19 protein-coding genes, 1 pseudogene and 1 other annotated feature are annotated in these 20,240 nt (G+C 68.4%); of the genes and pseudogenes, 13 read left to right on the forward strand and 7 right to left on the reverse strand.

Annotated elements, in window-relative coordinates:
- Nucleotides 1-35 precede the first annotated feature (35 nt).
- Nucleotides 36-1,997 (forward strand): DNA helicase RecQ, encoded by a 1,962-nt coding sequence (gene recQ, locus VR894_RS03160; RefSeq protein ID WP_324650050.1) that lies wholly within the window; start codon nt 36-38, stop codon nt 1,995-1,997.
- Nucleotides 1,998-2,134: 137 nt separating this feature from the next.
- Here the strand turns inward: recQ and VR894_RS03165 are convergent, their stop codons facing one another.
- Nucleotides 2,135-5,452 carry a PQQ-dependent sugar dehydrogenase gene (locus VR894_RS03165; RefSeq protein WP_324649853.1) on the reverse strand — a complete coding sequence of 1,106 codons (3,318 nt, stop codon included), beginning with the start codon at nt 5,450-5,452 and terminating at the stop codon, nt 2,135-2,137.
- A gap of 229 nt (nt 5,453-5,681) precedes the next feature.
- On the reverse strand, nt 5,682-6,614 hold the full coding sequence (locus VR894_RS03170) for a sugar phosphate isomerase/epimerase (protein ID WP_324649854.1): 933 nt from the start codon (nt 6,612-6,614) through the stop codon (nt 5,682-5,684).
- A 610-nt stretch (nt 6,615-7,224) separates the two neighbouring features.
- On the opposite strand from VR894_RS03170, the gene VR894_RS03175 reads away from it, so the two are divergent.
- From VR894_RS03175 to VR894_RS03190, 4 genes are all read left to right on the forward strand, one after another.
- Nucleotides 7,225-7,509, forward strand: coding sequence for a hypothetical protein (locus VR894_RS03175; RefSeq protein WP_324649855.1), 285 nt, complete (start codon nt 7,225-7,227; stop codon nt 7,507-7,509).
- Between the two features lie 407 nt (nt 7,510-7,916).
- Nucleotides 7,917-8,945 carry an adenine-specific methyltransferase EcoRI family protein gene (locus tag VR894_RS03180; RefSeq protein WP_324649856.1) on the forward strand — a complete coding sequence of 343 codons (1,029 nt, stop codon included), beginning with the start codon at nt 7,917-7,919 and terminating at the stop codon, nt 8,943-8,945.
- Nucleotides 8,942-9,724: a DUF262 domain-containing protein gene (locus VR894_RS03185; RefSeq protein WP_324649857.1), complete on the forward strand. Its 783-nt coding sequence runs from the start codon at nt 8,942-8,944 to the stop codon at nt 9,722-9,724. The genes VR894_RS03180 and VR894_RS03185 overlap by 4 nt, the downstream gene beginning before the upstream one ends.
- A 54-nt stretch (nt 9,725-9,778) precedes the next feature.
- Nucleotides 9,779-10,105: an HNH endonuclease gene (locus VR894_RS03190; protein ID WP_324649858.1), complete on the forward strand. Its 327-nt coding sequence runs from the start codon at nt 9,779-9,781 to the stop codon at nt 10,103-10,105.
- Nucleotides 10,106-10,215: 110 nt separating this feature from the next.
- Here the strand turns inward: VR894_RS03190 and VR894_RS03195 are convergent.
- Nucleotides 10,216-11,480, reverse strand: a protein-coding gene (locus VR894_RS03195; protein WP_324649859.1) for an IS3 family transposase whose coding sequence is annotated in 2 segments (ribosomal slippage) — nt 10,216-11,177 and nt 11,177-11,480 — 1,266 coding nt in all. Because the reading frame shifts where the segments join, the coding sequence is not laid out codon by codon here.
- Nucleotides 11,047-11,181, reverse strand: a sequence feature (AL1L pseudoknot). It overlaps the preceding gene by 135 nt.
- A 426-nt stretch (nt 11,481-11,906) precedes the next feature.
- Between VR894_RS03195 and VR894_RS03200 the strand changes: the two genes are divergently transcribed.
- The 3 genes from VR894_RS03200 (at nt 11,907) to VR894_RS03210 (ending at nt 13,904) form a co-directional block, all read left to right on the forward strand.
- Nucleotides 11,907-12,260, forward strand: a complete 354-nt coding sequence (locus VR894_RS03200; RefSeq protein ID WP_324649860.1) for a hypothetical protein — start codon at nt 11,907-11,909, stop codon at nt 12,258-12,260.
- Between the two features lie 189 nt (nt 12,261-12,449).
- Nucleotides 12,450-12,779, forward strand: a complete 330-nt coding sequence (locus VR894_RS03205; protein WP_324649861.1) for a hypothetical protein — start codon at nt 12,450-12,452, stop codon at nt 12,777-12,779.
- Nucleotides 12,780-12,998: 219 nt separating this feature from the next.
- Nucleotides 12,999-13,904, forward strand: coding sequence for a DUF3800 domain-containing protein (locus VR894_RS03210; RefSeq protein ID WP_324649862.1), 906 nt, complete (start codon nt 12,999-13,001; stop codon nt 13,902-13,904).
- A 66-nt stretch (nt 13,905-13,970) separates the two neighbouring features.
- Here VR894_RS03210 and VR894_RS03215 read toward each other — a convergent pair whose 3' ends face one another.
- From VR894_RS03215 to VR894_RS03230, 4 genes are all read right to left on the reverse strand, one after another.
- Entirely contained in the window at nt 13,971-14,498 is a 528-nt protein-coding gene (locus VR894_RS03215; protein ID WP_324649863.1) for a hypothetical protein, read from the reverse strand.
- Nucleotides 14,499-14,851: 353 nt separating this feature from the next.
- Nucleotides 14,852-15,517: a hypothetical protein gene (locus VR894_RS03220; protein WP_324649864.1), complete on the reverse strand. Its 666-nt coding sequence runs from the start codon at nt 15,515-15,517 to the stop codon at nt 14,852-14,854.
- A gap of 56 nt (nt 15,518-15,573) precedes the next feature.
- Complete coding sequence (locus VR894_RS03225; RefSeq protein ID WP_324649865.1) at nt 15,574-15,795, reverse strand: hypothetical protein; 222 nt, start codon at nt 15,793-15,795, stop codon at nt 15,574-15,576.
- Nucleotides 15,792-15,971, reverse strand: a complete 180-nt coding sequence (locus VR894_RS03230) for a hypothetical protein (protein WP_324649866.1) — start codon at nt 15,969-15,971, stop codon at nt 15,792-15,794. Before VR894_RS03230 ends, VR894_RS03225 begins: the two co-directional genes overlap by 4 nt.
- Before the next feature lie 90 nt (nt 15,972-16,061).
- Here VR894_RS03230 and VR894_RS03235 point away from each other — a divergent pair.
- The 5 genes and pseudogenes from VR894_RS03235 to VR894_RS03255 form a co-directional block, all read left to right on the forward strand.
- Nucleotides 16,062-16,259 (forward strand): annotated as a pseudogene (locus tag VR894_RS03235) (ATPase, T2SS/T4P/T4SS family); the annotation flags it as partial.
- A 1-nt stretch (nt 16,260) separates the two neighbouring features.
- Nucleotides 16,261-17,775, forward strand: a complete 1,515-nt coding sequence (locus tag VR894_RS03240) for a recombinase family protein (protein ID WP_324649867.1) — start codon at nt 16,261-16,263, stop codon at nt 17,773-17,775.
- Between the two features lie 233 nt (nt 17,776-18,008).
- Nucleotides 18,009-18,431 (forward strand): hypothetical protein, encoded by a 423-nt coding sequence (locus tag VR894_RS03245; protein WP_324649868.1) that lies wholly within the window; start codon nt 18,009-18,011, stop codon nt 18,429-18,431.
- Between the two features lie 220 nt (nt 18,432-18,651).
- On the forward strand, nt 18,652-18,972 hold the full coding sequence (locus VR894_RS03250) for a hypothetical protein (RefSeq protein ID WP_324649869.1): 321 nt from the start codon (nt 18,652-18,654) through the stop codon (nt 18,970-18,972).
- Nucleotides 18,973-19,279: 307 nt separating this feature from the next.
- Nucleotides 19,280-20,221: a hypothetical protein gene (locus tag VR894_RS03255; protein WP_324649870.1), complete on the forward strand. Its 942-nt coding sequence runs from the start codon at nt 19,280-19,282 to the stop codon at nt 20,219-20,221.
- Nucleotides 20,222-20,240 lie beyond the last annotated feature (19 nt).

Below are 20,240 nucleotides of genomic sequence, written 5' to 3' on the forward strand. Positions count from 1 at the left end.
TCACCCGCACCACCTACCCTGGCTGGGTGGACGACATGTGGGACGGGCCGGAGCCGGACTGGGACGAGCCGCCGCCGGACCCCATGAGCGCGTGGGACGTCCACGACCCCGAGATGGCCGCCGCCTTTGCGACGGGCGCGGCCACGGCGGCACCGTTGACGACGGCGCGGGCTGCTGCGGCGTCGTCGTCCTCCCCGCTCGAGGCGCTGACGAAGGTGTGGGGCTACGACGAGTTCCGCGGCGAGCAGGCCGAGATCATCGAGACCGTCACCCGCGGGGACGACGCGCTCGTCCTCATGCCCACCGGCGGCGGGAAGAGCCTGTGCTACCAGATCCCCGCGCTCGTGCGGGAGGGCACCGGTGTGGTCATCAGCCCGCTCATCGCGCTCATGCACGACCAGGTCGACGCGCTCGAGCAGCTCGGCGTGCGCGCCGCGTTCCTCAACTCGACGCAGTCGGTGGACGAGCGGCGCGACGTCGAGCGGCGTCTCCTCGCCGGCGAGCTCGACCTCCTCTACCTCGCCCCCGAGCGCCTGCCGGTGTCCGCCGACCTGCTCGACCGTGCCCACATCGCCCTGTTCGCCATCGACGAGGCGCACTGCGTGGCCCAGTGGGGCCACGACTTCCGCCCGGACTACCTGCGCCTGACGATCCTCCACGAGCGCTGGCCCGACGTCCCACGCATCGCCCTCACCGCCACCGCGACCGAGGAGACGCGCGAGGAGATCGTCCGCAACCTCCGGCTCGACGGCGCACGCGTGTTCGTCTCCAGCTTCGACCGCCCCAACATCCAGTACCGGATCGCGCCCAAGCAGGAGGCCCGCAACCAGCTGCTGCGCATCCTGCAGACCGAGCACGACGGCGAGGCGGGGATCGTCTACTGCCTCAGTCGCGCGTCGGTCGAGAAGACCGCGGAGTGGCTGGCGGGCAGGGGCATCACCGCGCTGCCGTACCACGCGGGCCTGCCCGCGGAGGTGCGCTCGCGCCACCAGTCGCGGTTCCTGCGCGAGGACGGCGTCGTCATGGTCGCGACGATCGCGTTCGGGATGGGGATCGACAAGCCCGACGTCCGCTTCGTCGCGCACCTCGACCTGCCCAAGAGCATCGAGGGCTACTACCAGGAGACCGGCCGCGCCGGACGTGACGGTCTGCCGTCGACGGCGTGGCTCGCCTACGGGCTCCAGGACGTCGTCCAGCAGCGGCGGATGATCGCCGACGGCGAGGGCGACGTGCAGCGCAAGCGCGCCCAGTCCCTCCACCTGGACGCGATGCTCGCGCTGTGCGAGACGGTCCAGTGCCGCCGCCAGCAGCTGCTGCGCTACTTCGGCCAGGACAGCGAGCCGTGCGGGAACTGCGACACCTGCCTCAACCCGCCGGAGGACTTCGACGGGACCGTGGCCGCGCAGAAGCTCATGTCGACGATCCTGCGGCTGCAGCGCGAGCGCGGGCAGCAGTTCGGCGCGGGCCACCTCGTGGACATCCTGCTCGGCAAGGAGAACGAGCGGGTGGTGCGGATGCGGCACACCGAGCTGTCGACCTTCGGGATCGGCACGGAGCTGGGTGAGGCGGAGTGGCGCGGAGTGGTGCGCCAGCTGCTCGCCCAGGGGCTGCTGCAGGTGCAGGGGGAGTACGGCGTGCTCGCACTCACCGAGGCGGCTGCGGAGGTGCTGCGTGGGGAGCGCGAGGTGCGGCTGCGCCGGGAGCAGGAGCGGGTACGGGTGGCGCGCAAGACGAGGACGTCCAAGGCGCCGTTGGACCTCGACGAGCCGGGGCAGGAGCTGTTCCAGCAGCTGCGCTCGTGGCGGGCGGCGACGGCGAAGGAGCAGGGCGTGCCCGCCTACGTCGTCTTCCCCGACGCGACGCTCGCGGCGATCGCGCAGACGCGGCCGGAGAACCGGTCCGAGCTCAGCGGGATCTCCGGGGTCGGTGCGGCGAAGCTCGAGCGGTACGGGGAGGCGGTGCTGGAGGTGGTCGCCGGGGCCGCGGCCGCCTTTTAGGACGACGCCGGCCAGCCCAGCCGGCCCTGCCCCGGACCAGCCGGCCCCCGGTGCTGCCTCACGGCGGCACCGGGGGCCGGTGGTGGTGTGCTCCCCGGGCGCGGGGCGAGGCCTCGCGCCCGGGGAGCGGCTTCGGGCTACCCGAGCTGGTCGAGCAGCGCCTGGGCGTGCTCCCGCAGCAGGGCGACGTCGGTGACGTCACGGAAGCGCTCGAGCGCCGCCCCGGCCTGGGCCTCGCGGCCCGCCTCGAGGTGCCGCTCGGCCTGCGCGAGGAACGTCGACAGCCGCTTGGCCTCGGACGTGCGGAGCTCGCCCTCGGCGATGGTCCGCTCGAGGTGAACGCGGAGGTCGGCGATCGAGGTCGTGGTGCTGAAGTGCACCGTCTCCTCGGTCGAGTTGCCGGCCTCGTCCACCGCGGTCACGACGAGCTCGTGCTCGCCGAGCGCCAGGGTCGACAGGTCGAGCGCGCCGGAGGTGATCTCCGCCCCGTCGAGGGTCGCGCTGATCGAGGCGACCCCGCCGGTGGCGTCCTCGGCCGCGAAGCCGAGGTCCACGGTGGCCGAGCTGCCGTAGCTCTCGCCGTCGGCGACACCGGTGACGGTGAGCGTCGGTGCGGTGGCGTCGATCCGGATCGTGAGCGTGCCGTCGGTGACGTTGCCGCCACTGTCCCCGATCCGGTACAGGAGCTCGTGCACGCCGTCGCCCTCGATCGTCACGGGGTTGATGGCGCCGGAACGTCGGTTCCGGATGTTGTTCCAGGTCTCCCCGCCGTCGGTCGAGTACTCCGCCGAGGCGACCTGACCGTTGTCCGTGGCCGCGAGCTGGACGGTCACCGGGACGGTGTACCACCCGGCGTCCCCGTCCGGCTCGCCCGGGGTCAGCTCGGCTGACACCTCCGGCGGCGTGACGTCGGCGACGCCGTCCCCGACGACGGTGAGCTCGTCGAGCTCGACCCCGCCGGAGGAGGTCACGTACAGCGTGCCGGTGCCCTGGGGGAGGGCGGTGACGTCCGCTGCGACCGTCGCCCAGCCGGTGCTGTCCACCGGGACCGTGGCGAACGGCGCGGCGTCCGCCGCGTTCCAGCGCAGCGACAGCGTGCCCGAGCCGCTGGCCCGGACCTCGATGCCGTCGATGCCCACGAAGTTCACCGGGTCGAAGGCCAGGTGGTCACCCGCGTCGAAGGAGGTGACCTTCGACAGGGCGGCCGCGGTGTCGTCGTCGACGACCTCCACGCCGTGCAGGACGTCCGCGTGCTCGGCCTGCTGGGTCTTCGGGTTGAGGGTCAGCGAAACCTCACCCTGGGCGGGCGGGATGTCCCCGTTACCGCCGTCGGTGTAGGTCGCGACGACGACGCCGAAGAGCTTCTCGGTCTCGCCGTGCTCGGGGGCGTCGGCCGGCATGACCCAGGCTCCCGTGCAGCCGCTGCCCAGGACCTCGGGGTGGGCGTGGGTGTCGTGGCCCAGGCCGAGGGTCCAGGAGACGCGAGAGCAGACGGTGTCCTCGCCCTCCTCCGGGTCGGAGGTGCTGAAGCTGAAGGGCACCGCCTGGCCCCACTCGAAGAAGGCGCCGTCGGCCGGGTAGTCGGCCGTGATCGTGGGCGCGACGTTGCCGACGGTGATCTGCTCGGAGACCACGCCGATCTTGCCGCCCGGGTCGGTGACCCGCAGGCGCGCGTTGTACTGCCCCAGCTCGGTGTAGGTGTGGGTGAGCTGGGCGCCGGTCGCCTCGAAGGTGCCGTCCCCGTCGAGGTCCCACTCGTAGACGAGCTCCTCGCCCTCGGGGTCGACCGACCCCGAGCCGTCGAAGCTCACGGTGAGCGGTGCGGTGCTCGAGGAGATCGGGTCGGCGACGATGCTCGCCTGGGGGGACTTGTTGTCCCCGGCCCAGTCGATCCGGTACAGCCCCGCCTCCGGGTTCTGCCGGAAGAAGCCGTTGCCGTAGTCCAGGACGTAGAGCGACCCGTCCGGACCGAACTCGATGTCGATGGGGCTGTCGGTGATGGGCTGCACGTTGTCGGTCAGTGCCTCGTTGGGCAGGAAGTGCTCGATGTGCGTGACGGGGCCGTTGACGTCCGGGATGGTGAAGGCGGCGAGGTAGTCCTGGGAGAACTCGGCGAAGAACGCCTTGCCGTCCCAGTACTCGGGCAGCTTCGTGGGCGAGGTGCTCTCCGCGTCGTACCGGTAGATCGGCCCGCCCATCGGGCCCTGGCCACCCTGCGGACTGAACTCGGTGAGCTCGGGCCACGGCTGGTCGTCGGCGTCGTCGCCGTAGTAGAGCTGGGGTGCGGTCGCCGGCGGCAGGACGTCGAGCCCGGTGTTCCAGGTCGAGTTGTTCTCCGCACCGGTCTCGCAGTCGAACCACGCGCCAGGTGTCGCGGTCTCGAAGTCCCACTCGTTGTAGTTCGCGTTGGGGCCGTGGCAGTAGGGCCACCCGCCGTTGAGCGCGGTGGTGGTGCTCTGCCACTCGACGTAGCCCATCGGGCCACGCGCGGGGTCGGCGGTCCCGGAGTCGGGGCCGTAGTCACCCCACGTCACTGCGCCGGTCTGCGGGTCCACGTCCATCCGGAACGGGTTGCGCAGGCCCATCGCGAAGATCTCCGGGCGCGTGCCCTCCGTGCCCGGCTCGAAGAGGTTGCCCTCCGGGATGGTGTACGAGCCGTCCTCCTGGACGGTGATGCGGAGGATCGAGCCGCGCAGGTCGTTGGTGTTGCCGGCGCCGCGCCGGGCGTCGAACCCGGGGTTCATGCCCGGTGCGTTGTTGTTGGGCGCGAACCCGTTGGCTCCGGGGGTGCCGGCGGGGGTGTTGTCACCGGTGGAGAGGTAGAGGTTGCCCTCGGCGTCGAAGCCGACGTCGCCGGCCACGTGGCAGCACTGCCCGCGCTGCACCTCGACCTTGATGATGACCTGCTCGGTGCTGAGGTCCAGGGCGCCGGCCTCGGCGTCCCACTGCACGCGCGTGAGCTGGTTGTACCCCTTCCACTGGTCCCAGTAGCTCTCGTCCTCACCCTCGGGCAGCGTGTTCGGCGCCGAGCCCGACGGTGTGGTCGCGGGGTAGGGCGCGTCCATCTCGCGAGGTGCGTAGTAGAGGTAGACCCACCCGTTCTCCGCGAAGTCCGGGTCCAGGGTGATGGTCTGGAGGCCGTCCTCAGAGTTCGCGTACACGTCGATGGTGTTGACGATCTCCGTGACGCCGGTCGCGGGGTCGGTGTGCCGGATGTCCCCGTTGCGCGCAGTGTGCAGGACGGTGCGATCAGGCATCACAGCCATGTCGACCGGCTCGCCGGTCTCCTTGGTGAGGGTGATCTTCTCGTAGTTGGACCAGTCCAGGGCCTCGGCGGCCCCGGCCTCGGCGTCGTGGTCGACGCCGTCATGGGCGGTCGCCGCGGACAGCGGGCCGGCGACGGCGATAGCCGTGGCCAGTCCGAGCGCGGCGGCGCGCCGGCGGAGAGATTTCACTGTGTCTTCCCATTCGTCGGTGGATGTAGCGGGACGCCCGGGGCGCCCTCACGTGCCGGCGATGGCACGTGGCGAGGCCGGGCGGGTGCCGGTGGCAGACGACCGGCAGGTCTCAGCACGGCGGCGCCCCGCCCGCGGGGCGGACGGGGCGCCGTCGACGATCGGCTCCCGGTGTGTACCGGGCGCTCGGAGCCAGCGGTCGGCGCGCGGAGGCGCGCCGACCGTGGCCTCAGAAGTTGAGGCAGGTGAGGTACTCGAAGCTGTCCTCGGCGAACTCGCGGTCGGCGGGGGCGCCGTCCCGCTCGATGACGTAGTACTTCACGTGGCCCTGAGCGGCCTCGAGGATGGGCGCGAGGTCAATGTCGCCCTCGCCCAGGTCCGTGAAGGTCGGCCTGCCCTCTCCGCCGAGGTCCGTGGCGTCCTTCACGTGCAGCAGCTCGATGCGGTCGCCGTACTCCTCGAGGAGCGCGACGACGTCGACGCCGGCGTGCACGGCCCAGGCGATGTCGACCTGGAAGGTCACGTACCGGGGGTCGGTCTCCAGGACGAGGATCTCCCAGGCGGAGAGCTCCTCGCCGTTGTGGAGGTAGGTGGTCTCGAACTCACGGTCGTGGTTGTGGCCGAAGATCTTGCCCGTGCCGTTCTTCACGGACATCTCGCCCAGCCGGTTGAGGGTCTCGGCGGTGGCGAGGACGTCCTCGTAGGAGCCGATCCCGGGCGAGGCGAACCCGCCGGAGCCCACGTACTTCTGGCCGACGGTCTTGACGTACTCCAGGGTCTCGTCGAAGGTCGCCTCGTTGGTGTTGTAGTGCGAGGAGGGGGCCTTCAGCCCGTAGTCCTTGAGCAGCGCGCTGAACTCCTCGGCGCTGTAGTCGCGGAACGTCCCCCCGAAGGGCTCGATGTTCCGGTATCCGATGTCCGCGAGCTCGGAGACGACGCCTTCGACGCCGATGTCCCGCGCCCAGCTGTTGTAGCTGTACATCTGCAGGGAGATCTTGCTGACCGGCACGCTGCGCCCGGCGCACTGCGCGGCGCTGTTGGCGTTGTCGCTCGAGGGTGCGGCCACTGCGGCGTTGGAGACGAGGCCGGTCGCCAGCAGGGCGAGTGAGGCCGCGCCGGCCACGGTGGCGCGGCGGGTCCGGCGGGAGATGCTTCGGTGCATGGTCTTCCTCCTGGCAAGTGACGGGCGGGCCCGGCCGGATGCCGACCAGGCGCCGATGGTTCACATGGAGCGTGATGTCAGGCTCTTCGCTACCGACATTCCCTGGTCCGGCCCCCCGGTCATCGCGGACCAGCAGAGATGTCGCTGCAACTCACGTTCCCCTTCCTGTCCCGAGCCCCGGCCCTCGTCGGCCGGCTCTGGTCGCCCGGGACTGTGACGACTATAACAACCTTCCGTCGTTCGGCAAGCGAAAGGTTTTCGACGCCTGTACGGATGTGTGGAAGGCGGTGACCGTGATACGTGCGCGACCCGCACCGAACTTCCGGACGGATTCGAGCGGTCCCGGCCGACTACCCGTGGCTGCGTGCTGGCCGGCGGGCAAGCGGTGGGCGCGTCCGACCGTCTCGCTCGACGGAGACGGCGGCCGGGGGCGCCGGGTAGGCGTCGACGGCGCGTTCCGTCCCCTCCGTGCCCCGGGGTCGGTCGGCCGCTCACGGAACGGCCGCACCGTCGTCGTTGTCCACAACTTCTCCTGGAGGGGCTGACACCACCGCCGTTTCGGCCTAGGTTGTCGTCCGTCGTGGTCCGGCCACGGGGGGTGCGCAGAGGCATGAACCAGGCAACGGTGCTGCTCGAGGACGAGGTGCGCGAGCTGATTCGCCGCCGTGGCCTCGACCCTGCGCGGGACACCGCCGGGATCCGTGCGCTGGTCGCCGACGCCCTCGCCGACTACGACGACAGGTCGATGAACGGGCTGGTGCCACCCGTCGTCGACCCGGAGCAGACGGCCAAGGACGTGATGGACGCCGTCGCCGGGCTCGGACCGTTGCAGCGTTTCCTCGACGACCCGACGGTCGAGGAGATCTGGATCAACGAGCCCGCACGCTCTGGATAACTTCTCCTCGATCGGCGCGCCTGTCCAGTTGCTCCCACCGCATAGCCTCCAGTGAGCCGAACCAGAAGTCCACTCATGCCTGAGGACTTCCATTGCCTGTCGTCATCGACACTCCCCGCACTACCGAGCCCGACCGCCATGCCGCGGCCCTCGAAGCCGCCCGCGCCGCCGGCCGCATGGCCGGTGAGCGCCTGAACCGCACTTCCCTGACTCCGCGTCAGCGCGCCACGGTCGCCGCTGTGATGGGCGATGGTCCATGCTGAGAAGCGGCGTTCCGTGGATCTGCGCGACTCGCTGAGGTAGCCCCGCCATCCGCAAACGCCAGACCGCGCCGATAGAATGTACCCATGGATGACGCACCCCAGCCCGGCGGTGCGGACTAGCCGGGTGATCGGAGTGGCGCAGGCATGGCAGGTAAGCACAAGAGCCTTGGGGAGGCTCGGTCCGCCAAGCTCGACGAGTTCTACACCCAGCTCTCCGACATCGAGAAAGAGCTCCGGCACTACAAGAAGCACTTCAAGGGCAAGGTCGTCTATCTCAATTGCGACGACCCCCGCGAATCGGAGTTCTTCCATTACTTCAGCTACAACTTCGAAAAGCTCGGCCTGAAGAAGCTGATCGCCGCCTGCTACAAGAGCCAGGACGTCGACCTGTTCTCCACTGGTGACAACGAACGGGCCATCTACCTCGAATACACCGGCGACCGCGATGGCGACCGCATTCCCGGCCGCGACGAGATCGACGTCAAGTATTTCGAGGGCGACGGCGACTTCCGGTCAGCTGAGAGCATCAATCTCCTCAAGCAAGCCGACATCGTCGTCACCAACCCTCCGTTCTCCCAGTTCCGCGACTACGTGGCGCAGCTCATGGAGTACGACAAGAAGTTCCTCGTCATCGGGAATTTGAACGCGCTCAAGTACAAAGAGGTTTGGCCGTTCATCCAGAACAACAAGATGTGGCTGGGCGTCACTCGGACCGGCACGGGCCAGATGTGGTTCCGTATTGCAGACGACGCTCCAGTGAAGACGGGCCAGCGCACGGATGAGCAGGGTCGGCGCTACCAGACCATCGGGAACTCCGCATGGTTCACCAACCTGGATCACTCCAAGCGTCACGAAGAGATCATTCTCTACAAGAAGTACACCCCAGAGGACTATCCGAGCTACGTCAACTTCGACGGCATCGAAGTTTCCAAAGTCGTGAATATCCCGATGGATTATCCCGGCGTGATGGGTGTTCCGATCACGTTCTTGGGGAAGTACAATCCCGACCAGTTTGAGATCCTCGGGACAAGCCTTGGCCTTGCGTCGCCAATGTCGGATTTCGCGCCCAAGGGCAGCTACCCGCAAGGCGGGCCCAACTTCTACCTCAGCAATGGCGACGGTAGCTATCGCCGCACCTATGAGCGTCTCGCGATCAGGAATAGGCAGCTATGAAAATCGATCTCCAGCGCATCAAGGTCCGCGACCTCGTCGAAGGCTACGAGGACAACGACGAGCTCGGTGTCCGCGCTTACGACGGCAAGCTCGACGTACGCCCGCCCTACCAGCGCGAGTTCGTCTACAAGGACAAGCAGCGTGACGCCGTCATGGAGACGCTGCGCAGAGACTTCCCGCTGAACGTCATGTACTGGGCCGTCATCGATCAGCCAGGCGACGATGGCGTCGAGTACGAGATCATCGATGGCCAGCAGCGCACGATCTCGATCTGCCAGTACGTCGAAGGCGACTTCTCCATCGAGATCGATGGCCACCAGCTCGCTTTCCACAACCTGCAGAGCGACCAGCAAGACCAGATCCTCGACTACGAGCTCATGGTATATCTCTGCGAGGGCACCGACTCCGAGAAGCTCGACTGGTTCAAGACGATCAACATCGCCGGTGAGAAGCTGACCGACCAGGAGCTGCGCAACGCCGTCTACCACGGCCCTTGGGTAACGTCCGCCAAGAAGTACTTCAGCAAGAACGGTTGCCCCGCCTACGGCATTGCCTCCGATTACATGTCAGGCACCCCGATCCGCCAGGACTACCTCGAGACCGCGATCGAGTGGTTCAACGACGGCAAGATCGATGAGTACATGGCTGCCCACCAGCACGACAAGAACGCCAACGAGCTGTGGCTGTACTTCAAGGGCGTTATCGACTGGGTCGAGACCACGTTCCCCAAGAAGCGTGCGCCGATGAAGTCGGTCAAGTGGGGGCCTCTGCACCGATAGTTCAAGGACGGAAGCTTCGATCCTGCCACTCTCGAGCTGCGGATCGCCGAACTCATGGGCGACGTCGACATCAAGAACAAGCGCGGGATCTACGAGTACGTCCTCGGGGGCGAGGTCGAGACCAAGTTGATCGAGGTCCGGGTCTTCGACGAGCGAACCAAGCTGGCTGCCTACGAGAAGCAGACCAAGAAGGCGGAGGCTGCCGGAGTCTCGAACTGCCCCATGTGCGCCAGCGGCACGAACAACAATGCCGAGCGCATCTACCGCTTGGAAGAGATGGATGCTGACCACGTGACTGCTTGGTCCAACGGCGGGGCGTCCAATCTCAAGAACTGCGAGATGCTTTGCGTTCCGCATAATCGTTCCAAGGGCAATCGGTAGCGCCATGACTGACGCGGCGGACGCCAGCCAGAGAGACGCTATCCATACCGAAGTCTCCCGGATCCACGAGAGCGCGGTCTGAAGCGCACTGGGTCTGATGGAGACTCGCGCTATTTGATTCCCACCAGTTGATCGGTGGTGGTTTGGCCAGCATAGAACGTCTGCTCGAACTCGGCGGGTGGGACGTCGCTGAGGTAGCCGTGCAGGCGCTGCGTGTTGTGCCAGTGCACCCATCCGAGGGTCGCGAGCTCGAGGTCCTCGACGGTCTTCCAGGGGCCTGGGCGTGCGGGTCCGCGGACGAGTTCGGTCTTGTAGTACCCGTTCACGGTCTCGGCCAGGGCGTTGTCATAGCTGTCGCCGACGGTCCCGATCGACGGCGTCGCTCCGATCTCCGCGAGTCGTTCGCCGTAGCGAATCGACGTGAGCTGAGACCCCGCGTCGCTGTGACACCTCAGATCCTCGTGGTGACGACCTCTCGACCAGCGGGCCATCTCGATCGCGTCGAGGACCATCTCGGTGCGCATGTGAGACGCGCACCGCCACCCGACGATCATCCGTGAGTACGCGTCGATGATGAAGCAGACATACGCGACGCCCGCCCACGTCGGCACAAACGTCAGATCGGTGACCCAGAGCCTGTTCGGCGCGGTCGCGGTGAACTCCCGTTTCACGAGGTCCGGGTGCCGCGCGGCCGTCGGATCCGGCCGGGTCGTCTTGACTCGCTTGCTCCGGATCGCGCCCTCGATGCCGGCAGCCCGCATCAGCCGGCCCGTCTGGTCCCGGCCGATATCGATCCCGGCACTTCGGGCGGTCTTCCAGAGCTTGCGGACCCCATAGACGCAGTAGTTCGCGTTCCAGAGCGTGACCAGCTCAGGCATCAAGACCGCGTCGCTCACCGCGCGCGCCGAGGGGGCGCGGTCTTTCGCGGCGTAATAGGTGCTCGGAGCCACCTGCAACAGGCTGCAGATGGGCTCGACTCCGAGGCGGCGGCCTTCGACGACGTCGTTCTTGTTCGCGTCGATGAACGCGACTACTTCCGATGTTGGCGGTCGAGCTCCGCCCCGAAGAAAGACGCAGCCCTCTTCAGAATTTCGTTAGCCCGACGAAGCTCACGGACCTCCTGCTCCAGCTCCCGCAGCTTCCGCGATTCGGCCGTGGTCACGCCAGCCACGTTGCCGTCGTCGATGTCGGCCTGCTTGACCCACGTCCTGACGGACTCGATCCCGTATCCGAGCTGCGTCGCGACCCGCTGGACCGTCCCGTGCTCGGTCCCCAGCTCCGCTCGCAGAGTTCGCACCATCCGGACCGCTGCGGCCTTCTCCTCCGGCGAATACCGACGCGTGGTCGGCTTCCCAGATCCCTCATTCGACACCATGACTCCATCCTCGTTTCCAAAGTCAGGAGTCTCCAACAAACCCAGGGCGCTTCACACCACCCCGGCCGGGTACCCAGCCCCCCCGCCCCCCCATCGGGAGCGACATGGACAGCGCGTCAACGTCATCCATCGCGAACCGCTTTCAACAGGGCCTGTGCACGCGACTGGAACCGATGGCCGAAGAGCAAGGCGCAACACCTCGCAAAGACTCGACCAGCGCGCGACTCGGGCGCGGCCCGCGAACCTCACCCCGAGGCCGCGGGCCGCGACCGACACCCGGAGACATCCCGACCGACACCGAGGCTCGGCCGCGGAGCCCAGGGGGGAGGGCCGAGCGGGTGCCCTCCGGGACCGCCGGGGAGGGCTCCCGCATCTATGACAACCAGATGGCCTCAACCAGAACGGAGAGACGACATGCCAGGACCGATGGCGAACCCCACGAAGCCGAACAGTCGACGGCACCGAGGAACCGGCGCTAGATCGGGCATCATCGAGCTGCCTGCCGAGGGCTGCGCGCTGCCCGTGCCGGCGCCGCCGGGTGGCCGGGAGTGGTCGAAGGATGAGCGGAAATTGTGGCGAAACCTATGGAAGTCACCGCAGGCGAACGAATGGGACGACTCATACATCGCTGCCGTCGCCGCCTACGTCGTCCACGCCTCAGCGGTCTATGAGGGCAGCGCGTCGGCGTGGCAGGCCCAGGAGATGCGCCACCTGGGCGCCCAGCTCGGCCTCACGCCGGCTGGTATGCACTCTCTCGGGTGGGCGATCCGCCATGAGTAACCGTCGCCTGGCCCGCGCGGCCGTGGTCGCCGCGTCCACCCCGGCCCCGTCCGCCACGGGGTACTCACGGGATGAGGATGCCGTGGTGTGCGGCCGGTGCAGTCACCGCCTGCCGGTGTATGCGGGCCGTCATCTGCTGCGGGTGCATGACGCCTGGCACCGGCGGTTCACGGCTCAAGGAGGTGTGTCATGAGTGTGCGACGGATGGCGCGGGTGAACCCGTACAAGGCGCGGCGTGCCGAGGTGCCGCCGGAGCTGGCCGACCCGGACCACGCGGTGTGGCAGGACGGCGCCGAGGTGGCACGCTTGGCCGACGCTTACACCCTGGCCTACGCCGAGCCGCCGCGGTCGGCGCTGCGCGATCCGGCGTGGCAGCGGTTCACGGCGGTGCGGCGGGCGTTCTGCGAGACCCGCGGCCTTATGTCGGCCCGATGGCCGACGACGTTGGACTACGGGCGGATGCGTGATGCGGGCATCTACGCGGCGTCTCACTCCGCTGCCTACGGCCTGCGTAACTAGGGAGGAGCGCGTTGCCTTGAGGCAGCGGACGGCCGGCGTCCCACGCGAGCGCCTCCTGCGTCATAGGAGCGAGTGTCGCGCGACACTCTGAACCCACTATGCATGCGAGCCGAGCGCCTGCTAGTGTCTTCTACAGGTAGCGAGTCTCTCAGCAGGCCGCGCGCCAACCCCAGGGGCCGACAATGTCGGCCCCTGTTGTATTTTCGAGAGGGGCTGTCGATGTTGATCGCTTACCTGGACGAGTTCGGGCACGTAGGACCTTATATCTCCCGCGATCACCGAAAGTTCAACAATCATCCGCTGTTCGGATATGGCGGGTTCGTGGCGGACGCAAAGCACATCAGGTCCTTCGGCGGCTACTTCGAGCGAATCAAGGAGCGCACATTCTCCTCCGAAATAGAGGCCGCGGGCGCGCATCCTAGACGTTGGGAGAAGAAGGGGGCCGATCTGCTGACGCAGGGGAGTTGGGACCGGTTCAGCAACAGCACGACGCGGATGCTTCACGATCTGTCCCGACGACTCTGCCAGAACGGCGGTCGGTTCTTCTACTATGGCGAGGCTAAGCCTGTCGGCAGCGCGAAGGAAACAGGACAGAGCAGTTCAGACAGAAGTGGCAGCATTCTGTCGACTGCAATCAGTCGGTTGGCTACGTTTGCTGACCTGCAGGGTGACGACCTCCTGATCTTTCTTGACCAGGTCGACGACAAGCAGCGCGACGATGCGATCACCCGCATGGCGTCGTTCATCTACTCAAAGAGCTCGCCTCCAGAGACGGCGCGCGTTCTCGAGGTGCCCATGCAGATCGAGAGTGTCCGTTATGGTGCCATGCAGTTCGCGGACTGGTACTGTGCGCTAATTTCAAGGGCGACTACTTGCAGGTTCGTCGAGAGTGACTTGTTTCCGTGGAGTGTGAGCCTCTTCCGGGAAGTCTCCCTCATTCATGGAACCACGGCAGGAACTTCTCGGGTGTGGCTGCCGAGGAGGCAGATGGCCGTAAGTGCGCAAATGCTCGCGAAGGACCAGAGCAGGATCCATGTCGAGCAGCGCGTCACCGAGGGGCAAAACGTTGGAGCGGCTCATCCGCAGCTCATGCGCATGATGTACGACTTGCGCAGTCGAGAGTAGCGCCCCTGGACGCACTGAAGCGCCCGGCCCACCCGTGAGCGTGAGCTGGGCGATTTGTCACGCTGGTCAGGCCCTCTGGGGGCTACCCATGTGCGCCAAGTCAGCACGGAGTGTTGGCACGAGCCGGTCCAGGTCTTCCGATTCCGTGCCGACCGGATAGCGAGACGCTGGGAGGTGGACCTCCACCCCGCTTCGGTATGTCAGCGCCACCGAGTAGCGCCCGGGCCACGGGGACATCTCTCGGTTGAACGTCGCGTGGCGGCTCATGACGCTCATGTGGGTGAGGTCGGCTCGGGCGAACGCTTCGGCGGTGAACGTGCCATCGGCCCACGACGATTCACCGCCTGTGATTGAGGCGCGGATAACAAGCCGGTTGGTGAAAGCGAGGATATCGCCGTGGCGCTCGTTCTCGTTGTCGTTCTCGAAGAAGCTGGACCCGAGGTACTGGAGTTCGTCGCCGTGGATGAGGTGCACGAGGCTTGAGATGAGCTGCCCGTACTCCTCGGGTGCTCGGCCGTGGAACGGGTAGTCACGTCCGTTCTGGATCCGCTTGTTGATGTCCTGCGCTGTGGCTCGGTAGTCAGCTGTCTCCATACCTCAGGGTGGCACGCATGATCTCCGCTGCGGTGCGGAATGCAAGGCACACCTAGCGGTGTCGCCTTTGCTTGGTCCCCTGCCCCAAAGTGCCCGCCGCCCCCGCCTCCGCTCTGCGACATTCGTCCCACGCCGACCGGCCCGCCCTCGGTGTTAGGGCGAGCTGTGCTGTGGGACCTCGGCAGGCCGTCGCGAGCGGTGCCTACGCCCAGCGGCATGGGCGATTCGGTGGAGATGTGAGCCGCGATCCCCTGGTTAGGCGCTAGGGGGTCAGGAACGCGCTAGAGGGGCCGTGCGGGCCGCTCAGAGCCGCCCAGGGCACCCATCGGTCGGAGCGGTGCCCTGGACGACGCTCAACGGGCCGTGACGGCGGCCTCGCGGGCGGCGCGGACAGCCTCGAGGATGGCGTGGCCGTATGCCTCGGCTTCGTCGAGCGTGAGCGGTGTGTCGTGCTCCTCGCTCTCGCAAGCGGTCAGGAGCAGGACGAACGCGGTGCCGTCGTCGTCGATGTGCGGCTCAGCGACGATCCGATCGATGTTGGTGGTGCGCCACCTCGCGGGTAGCGCCCCGGGCGTGATGTCGGCACAGTGAGGGGCGCCCCATCCGCGCCCGTCCCACGGCTCCTCGAGCCACTCGGCGTCGACGTAGGCGCCGGAGACCGGCTGCCCGATCTGCCGGCCGATCGTGACCGCTGCTGCGTGCAGGGCAGCGGCGAACGCGGCCACGTCCCTTGGTGAGGTGTGCGCGCCGCTCGGGTGGGCGAGGTCAGCGACGAACATGTACGGCTCGACGGAATCGCCCGGGTCGCCCTGAATGCTCTGGTAGGCCGCTACCTGGACGTCGAACGAGAAGCCGTGAGCGTCGTATGTGGTCGGGGTGCTCTGGTGGCCCATGCCAGTCACTTCGGTGATGCCGCCGTGCCCATCGCCCGGGCCGTCGGGCCAGCATCCATTCCCCATGCCGCCGGTGACGTTGCACCAGCCGAAGTGTTGCGTTTCGGTCGTCGTGGTGGTGGTCATGGTGCTCTCTCCTTCGAGGTGATGGTGCTCGGTTGCCGTCGTTGTGACGGTGCTGTTCAGGCTGCGCCGCCCACGGCGACTTCGGCGCGGGCATAGGCGGTGACGTCGCCAGCCAGCGGGCCGCGCTGCCAGTCGATCAGCCCCTCGGCGCTGAGGTAGACCTCGGCGCGGTGCAGGCCGACGTGCTCGGCATCCGCATCACTGAGGAACGCGAGAAACGCGCGCCGGGTGCCCGTCAGGCGGGCAGCGAGGACGGCGGGGGAGTCGATGGCGCTCACCGCGCCGTCTCCTCAGCGTGGGCGACGATGGTCACTCGGAGGACACCGAGGATCAGGGCGACGGCTGCCAGGCCATTGAGCGGCGGAGCCGTCAGGGACGCGACCGCGAGGGCCGCGAGGATGAGGACCAGGGCGGCTACTGTGCCGCGCGCCCGGTCGTGAGTACGCTTGTGCATGGCGCTGTCTCCTCAGCGTCTTGCCCCGCCGGTCTAGCCACCGAGCGGGGCACTCTCTTGTGTGCTCCTCCCGCGTTCTCCCTGCGCCTCGCCAACCGCGACGTCGTCGCGATGCAGTGCCGTCAGCCGAACCTCGAGGGCAAGGGCGAGGTCAGGCTCCGCCGGCTCGTCAAGGAAGCACTGCGGATGCGGCCCGACCGAATCATCATCGGCGAGGTCCGCGAGGCGGAGAGCTTCGACATGCTCATCGCGTTGAACTCCGGCATGCCGGGACTTACGCTAGGGCACTATGACCCAGATTGGAACCCGCGCCGTCCTCTATCTTCGCCTGTCTGTATCCCGCGACGAGTCGACCTCAATCGACCGGCAGCGCTACGACCTCCGGGCGCTCGCCGAGCGAGAGGGCTGGCAGATCGTCTCGGAGTTCACCGACGACGGCCTCTCCGGCGGCCAGCGCCGGGAGGCTGCCGACGCGGCCCTCGCGATGCTGGCCGACAACGAGGCCGACGTGCTGGCCGTCTGGAAGTTCGACCGCTGGAGCCGCCAGGGCGCCCGAGCCGTGGCCGACCTCCAGGACGTGCTCGAAGGACGCGCGGAGGTGGGGAATCCGGCGCTGTTCGTCGCTGATCGCGACGCGCTACGGTCTGACACGCCCGATTGGGACCTGCGCGTCGCGATAACCGCCGCGATGGGCCGTGCCGAGCGCGAGACGATTCGGCAGCGCGCCATCTCCTCGCACGACGGACTGGCTCGCGCCCGCCGCTTCGCTGGCGGCCCTCCGCCCTACGGTTACCGCTCCGTTCCACACCCGTCGGGCACGGGCCGGGGTCTGGAGATCAGCACCGACGAGGCAAGAGTCGTGCGCTCGGCGGCGCACGACGTCCTCAACGGCGCATCGCTCTACAGCGTGGCTCAGTCGCTGAACGCCCAAGGTATCGCTCCTCGGCGGGCTGAACGATGGTCAGTGCCCGTCGTCCGCCAGATGCTCACCGGTGACGCCGTCCTAGGGCGGATGACGCGCCGTGGCCGTCCGATCTCCGGCGACGACGGGCTCCCGCTTCAGGTGTGGGACCCGATTCTCACCTTGGACGAGTCGGCTCGGCTCCGCGCGATGTTCCCGCGGAGGCAGTCCCCCTCTCAGGCGCCTGAGGAACGCAAGCGGGTGGCAGCGGAGAACCGTCGCTCGACGCGGCGCAGGGCTGCGCGACTTCTCTCCGGCCTCCTGTCCTGCGCTTCCTGTGGAAGCACGATGAAGATCGGCTACGGCAACAAGCGACCCGACGGTGGGCGTGTCGAGCGATACGAGTGCGGCTCGTCGTCGGCCAGTTGCCCGAAGCCGATCACAATCACCGCCGCGCGCATCGAGGAGCACGTCGCCTCCGTGATGGCCGACGCAGTGGGGCATCTCGACGTCGTGGTCGAGCAACGGGTCGCGCGCGACGCCGTCGGCCTGGTCGATGTAGAGCAGGCCCTTGCCGAGACCGCCCGCGCCATGACCGAGCCAGGAGCAGATATCGCCTCGCTCGCTCAGCAGGCTGCCACCCTCGCCGAGCGCCGGGACCAACTCGCTGCACAGCCGCGCGAGACCCTTACGCAGCATGTGAGCACCGGACGCAACTATCGCGAAACGTGGGAAGCCGAGGACGTCCACGGACGCCGCGAACTCCTCCGATCTCTCCTGATTGACCGGATTGCCGTCCGCCCCGGCAAGCGAGGCCGTACCGGTATTGATCCGAGCCGCCTCTCGATCCCGTGGCGCTGGACGACCGAAGAGCCCGACTACCTCGCCGGTCAACTCGACTAGCGCTCGCCACGCCGCTGCCCCCGCCGGACCCCTCCGGCGGGGTTTCGCTGCGCCTGGAGGCGTTCCGCGAGGGCCAACGGGGGAGAGAGACTGCCCACCGCCTCGTCGAGCACCGCCGCGCCGCGCGGCCCTCTCCTCCGGGGACCACTGGTCGGGCTTCCGCCCCGCCATGGTGCCCCGAGGCGCACAACGGCGTGCGCCTGCCTGACCCTGCGACCCCTGGACCTCCTCTCATGACCTCCTCTGTCACCCTGCCCACGCCCTGCCCGGTCTGCCGTGGCCCGATCGTTTACAGCGGCCGGGGCCGTCGCCCGGCGTACTGCTCCGACGCCTGCCGCCGCGCCGAGCGCGCCGAGGCCGCCCGCTTCCGCCGCGCCGTCGAGCGTGGCGAGGCCGCTCCTGTCGAGCCCGAAGCGCCGTTCGGCCGCCTCGCCGACGAGGCCGGTATCGGCTCCGTACTTCCTGCCTCGGCGCTGCGAGCGCACGCGGCCGGGGAGGGCATCGCCGATCCGTGGGAAGGTGGCTTCCTGCCCGAGGGCTACGCCGCCCGGCGCCAGGGGCTCTCCCGTGAGGATCGAGCTGCGTTCGCCGAGACCGCCCGGTGGCTCGCCGAGCACGCTCCCGACGCCGTCGAAGACTTCCCCGAGGACTACTGAGACTGGCGCGTAACCGAATCGCCTACTAGTGAGAGGGACTGTGCTCCTTCCCGTCTCGGCGGCGTCTGGAGGAGGCCGCCGCCGGGGCCGGTGGGAGCACAGTCCCTCGCGTAGTTGCGGTGGTGTCCGCGTCATGGGCGCGGCGGCCCGATGCGCCCTCACTCCAGCGTGTCGGGCCGTTGCCGCCGCGCCGCCCCGATCCCCGTCGAGAGGCCCCGCTGTGCGTGTCCTTCCGCCCCCTGTCGAGTGCCTCGCTGCCGTCGGCGTCGACGTCGACGCCCTGAGCGAGCCCGAGCGCGCCCGCGCCGTCGAGATCCTCGACGAGGTCGCCCAGGCTGTCCTCGCCGAGGCGCCGCGCGCCACCCGCGACGCCTGGCGCACCGGTGACGCTCACCCGCTCGCCGTCCGCGCCGCCGTCATGGTCGCCGCTCGGCACTTCACCGACGGCGGCCCCCGGCGGCCGGGCCCGGTGCTGAACCGCCGCGAAGCTGCCTTCGCCCGGCGCGTCGCCCTCTTTGGTGGCTATCTCCCGCGCGCGTAGCGCACCCGAGCCCCCGGGCTCGCCTTCACACTTCCCGGCGCGACTTCTTCGGGGCGCGTCGGGCGGGCTCGGCGGCTAGTAACCGTCGAGCAGTCTCCAGTGAGGACACCGAGCCCGTGCCCTGCTCCTCCTGGGCCGCGTCATCGAGACGCGAGGCACGGGCTCGGCACCCACCCCGACGACGACCCGCCAGGCGCGCGACGTCGTCACCCCAGCAGTACACCGCCCCCCGGCAGGCCCCGGCCGGTGCCCCGGCGCTATTCCGGCGCCATTCAGATAATCCCGTCCGAGTGAGTGACTCCGGCGTGTGATTATCCCGCGAGATGCGGCGCCGTCTATTCCACCGTTCCTATTCAAGGAGCCCCATTCCATGAGTAACACCTTCACCACTGGCGAGCAGATCGCCCGTGTTGCCGCTGCGATCGCCGCCAAGGATCTCGGCGTCGCCGCGCTCGTGCATCGCGACCTCGGTAACGACTTCCGGGCCGGTGGCGGCAAGACCGTTCACATTCCGGTTCCCGGCGCGACGACCACGTCGACGCGGCCCGTCGGCTCGACCGAGGACTACGCCCTCGGCTCGATCACCGAGGCCACGATTCCGGTCTCGCTCGACACCGAGGCTTACAGCGTCGTGCCGATCACGCTGGACGAGGCCACTCTCGATATCGAGAACCTCTCCCGCCAGGTAATCCGCCCTCAATCCCTCACTGTGGCGCACCACATCGCCGACGCGGTCGCCGCCGCTATGGCCGAGACCGTCGCTGACGCCTCGATCGCCTACGACGCGGCGAACCCGCGTGCGGCTGTCATTCGCGCCCGTGCGGTGCTGCGTGGCCGTGGCGTGAGTGCTGACCGGCCGCTCCTGGCCGTCGCTGGCGCCGACGTCTTCGCCGACCTCCTCCTCGCCGAGCAGATCGACGCCGACGGCAAGGTCGCGGGCGTTGAGGTCCACGAGGACACCAAGGTCCCGGCCGACACGCTCCTCGTGTTCGTCCGCGAGGCGTACGCCGCCGCGATCCGGGCGCCTCAGCCGCCCGAGGGCGCGGCCTACGCCGCGAGCGTCGTCGAGGAGGGCATGGCCCTTACTCACCTGCGGGCGCTCAATGCGGCCAACGGCACGACCTCGTCCATCGTGACGACCTTCGTCGGCGTCAAGGCGCTCCCCCTCCCCGTCGCGAACTACGAGACCGGAGAGGTCGAGCTGATCGACGGCGGCGGCGCCGTGGCGATCAACACCACGGGCGCCTGAGCCAGCCGCTCATCGCCTG

The sequence above is a fragment of the Georgenia sp. H159 genome (assembly GCF_035607575.1).
Taxonomy (GTDB): Bacteria; Actinomycetota; Actinomycetes; order Actinomycetales; family Actinomycetaceae; genus Oceanitalea.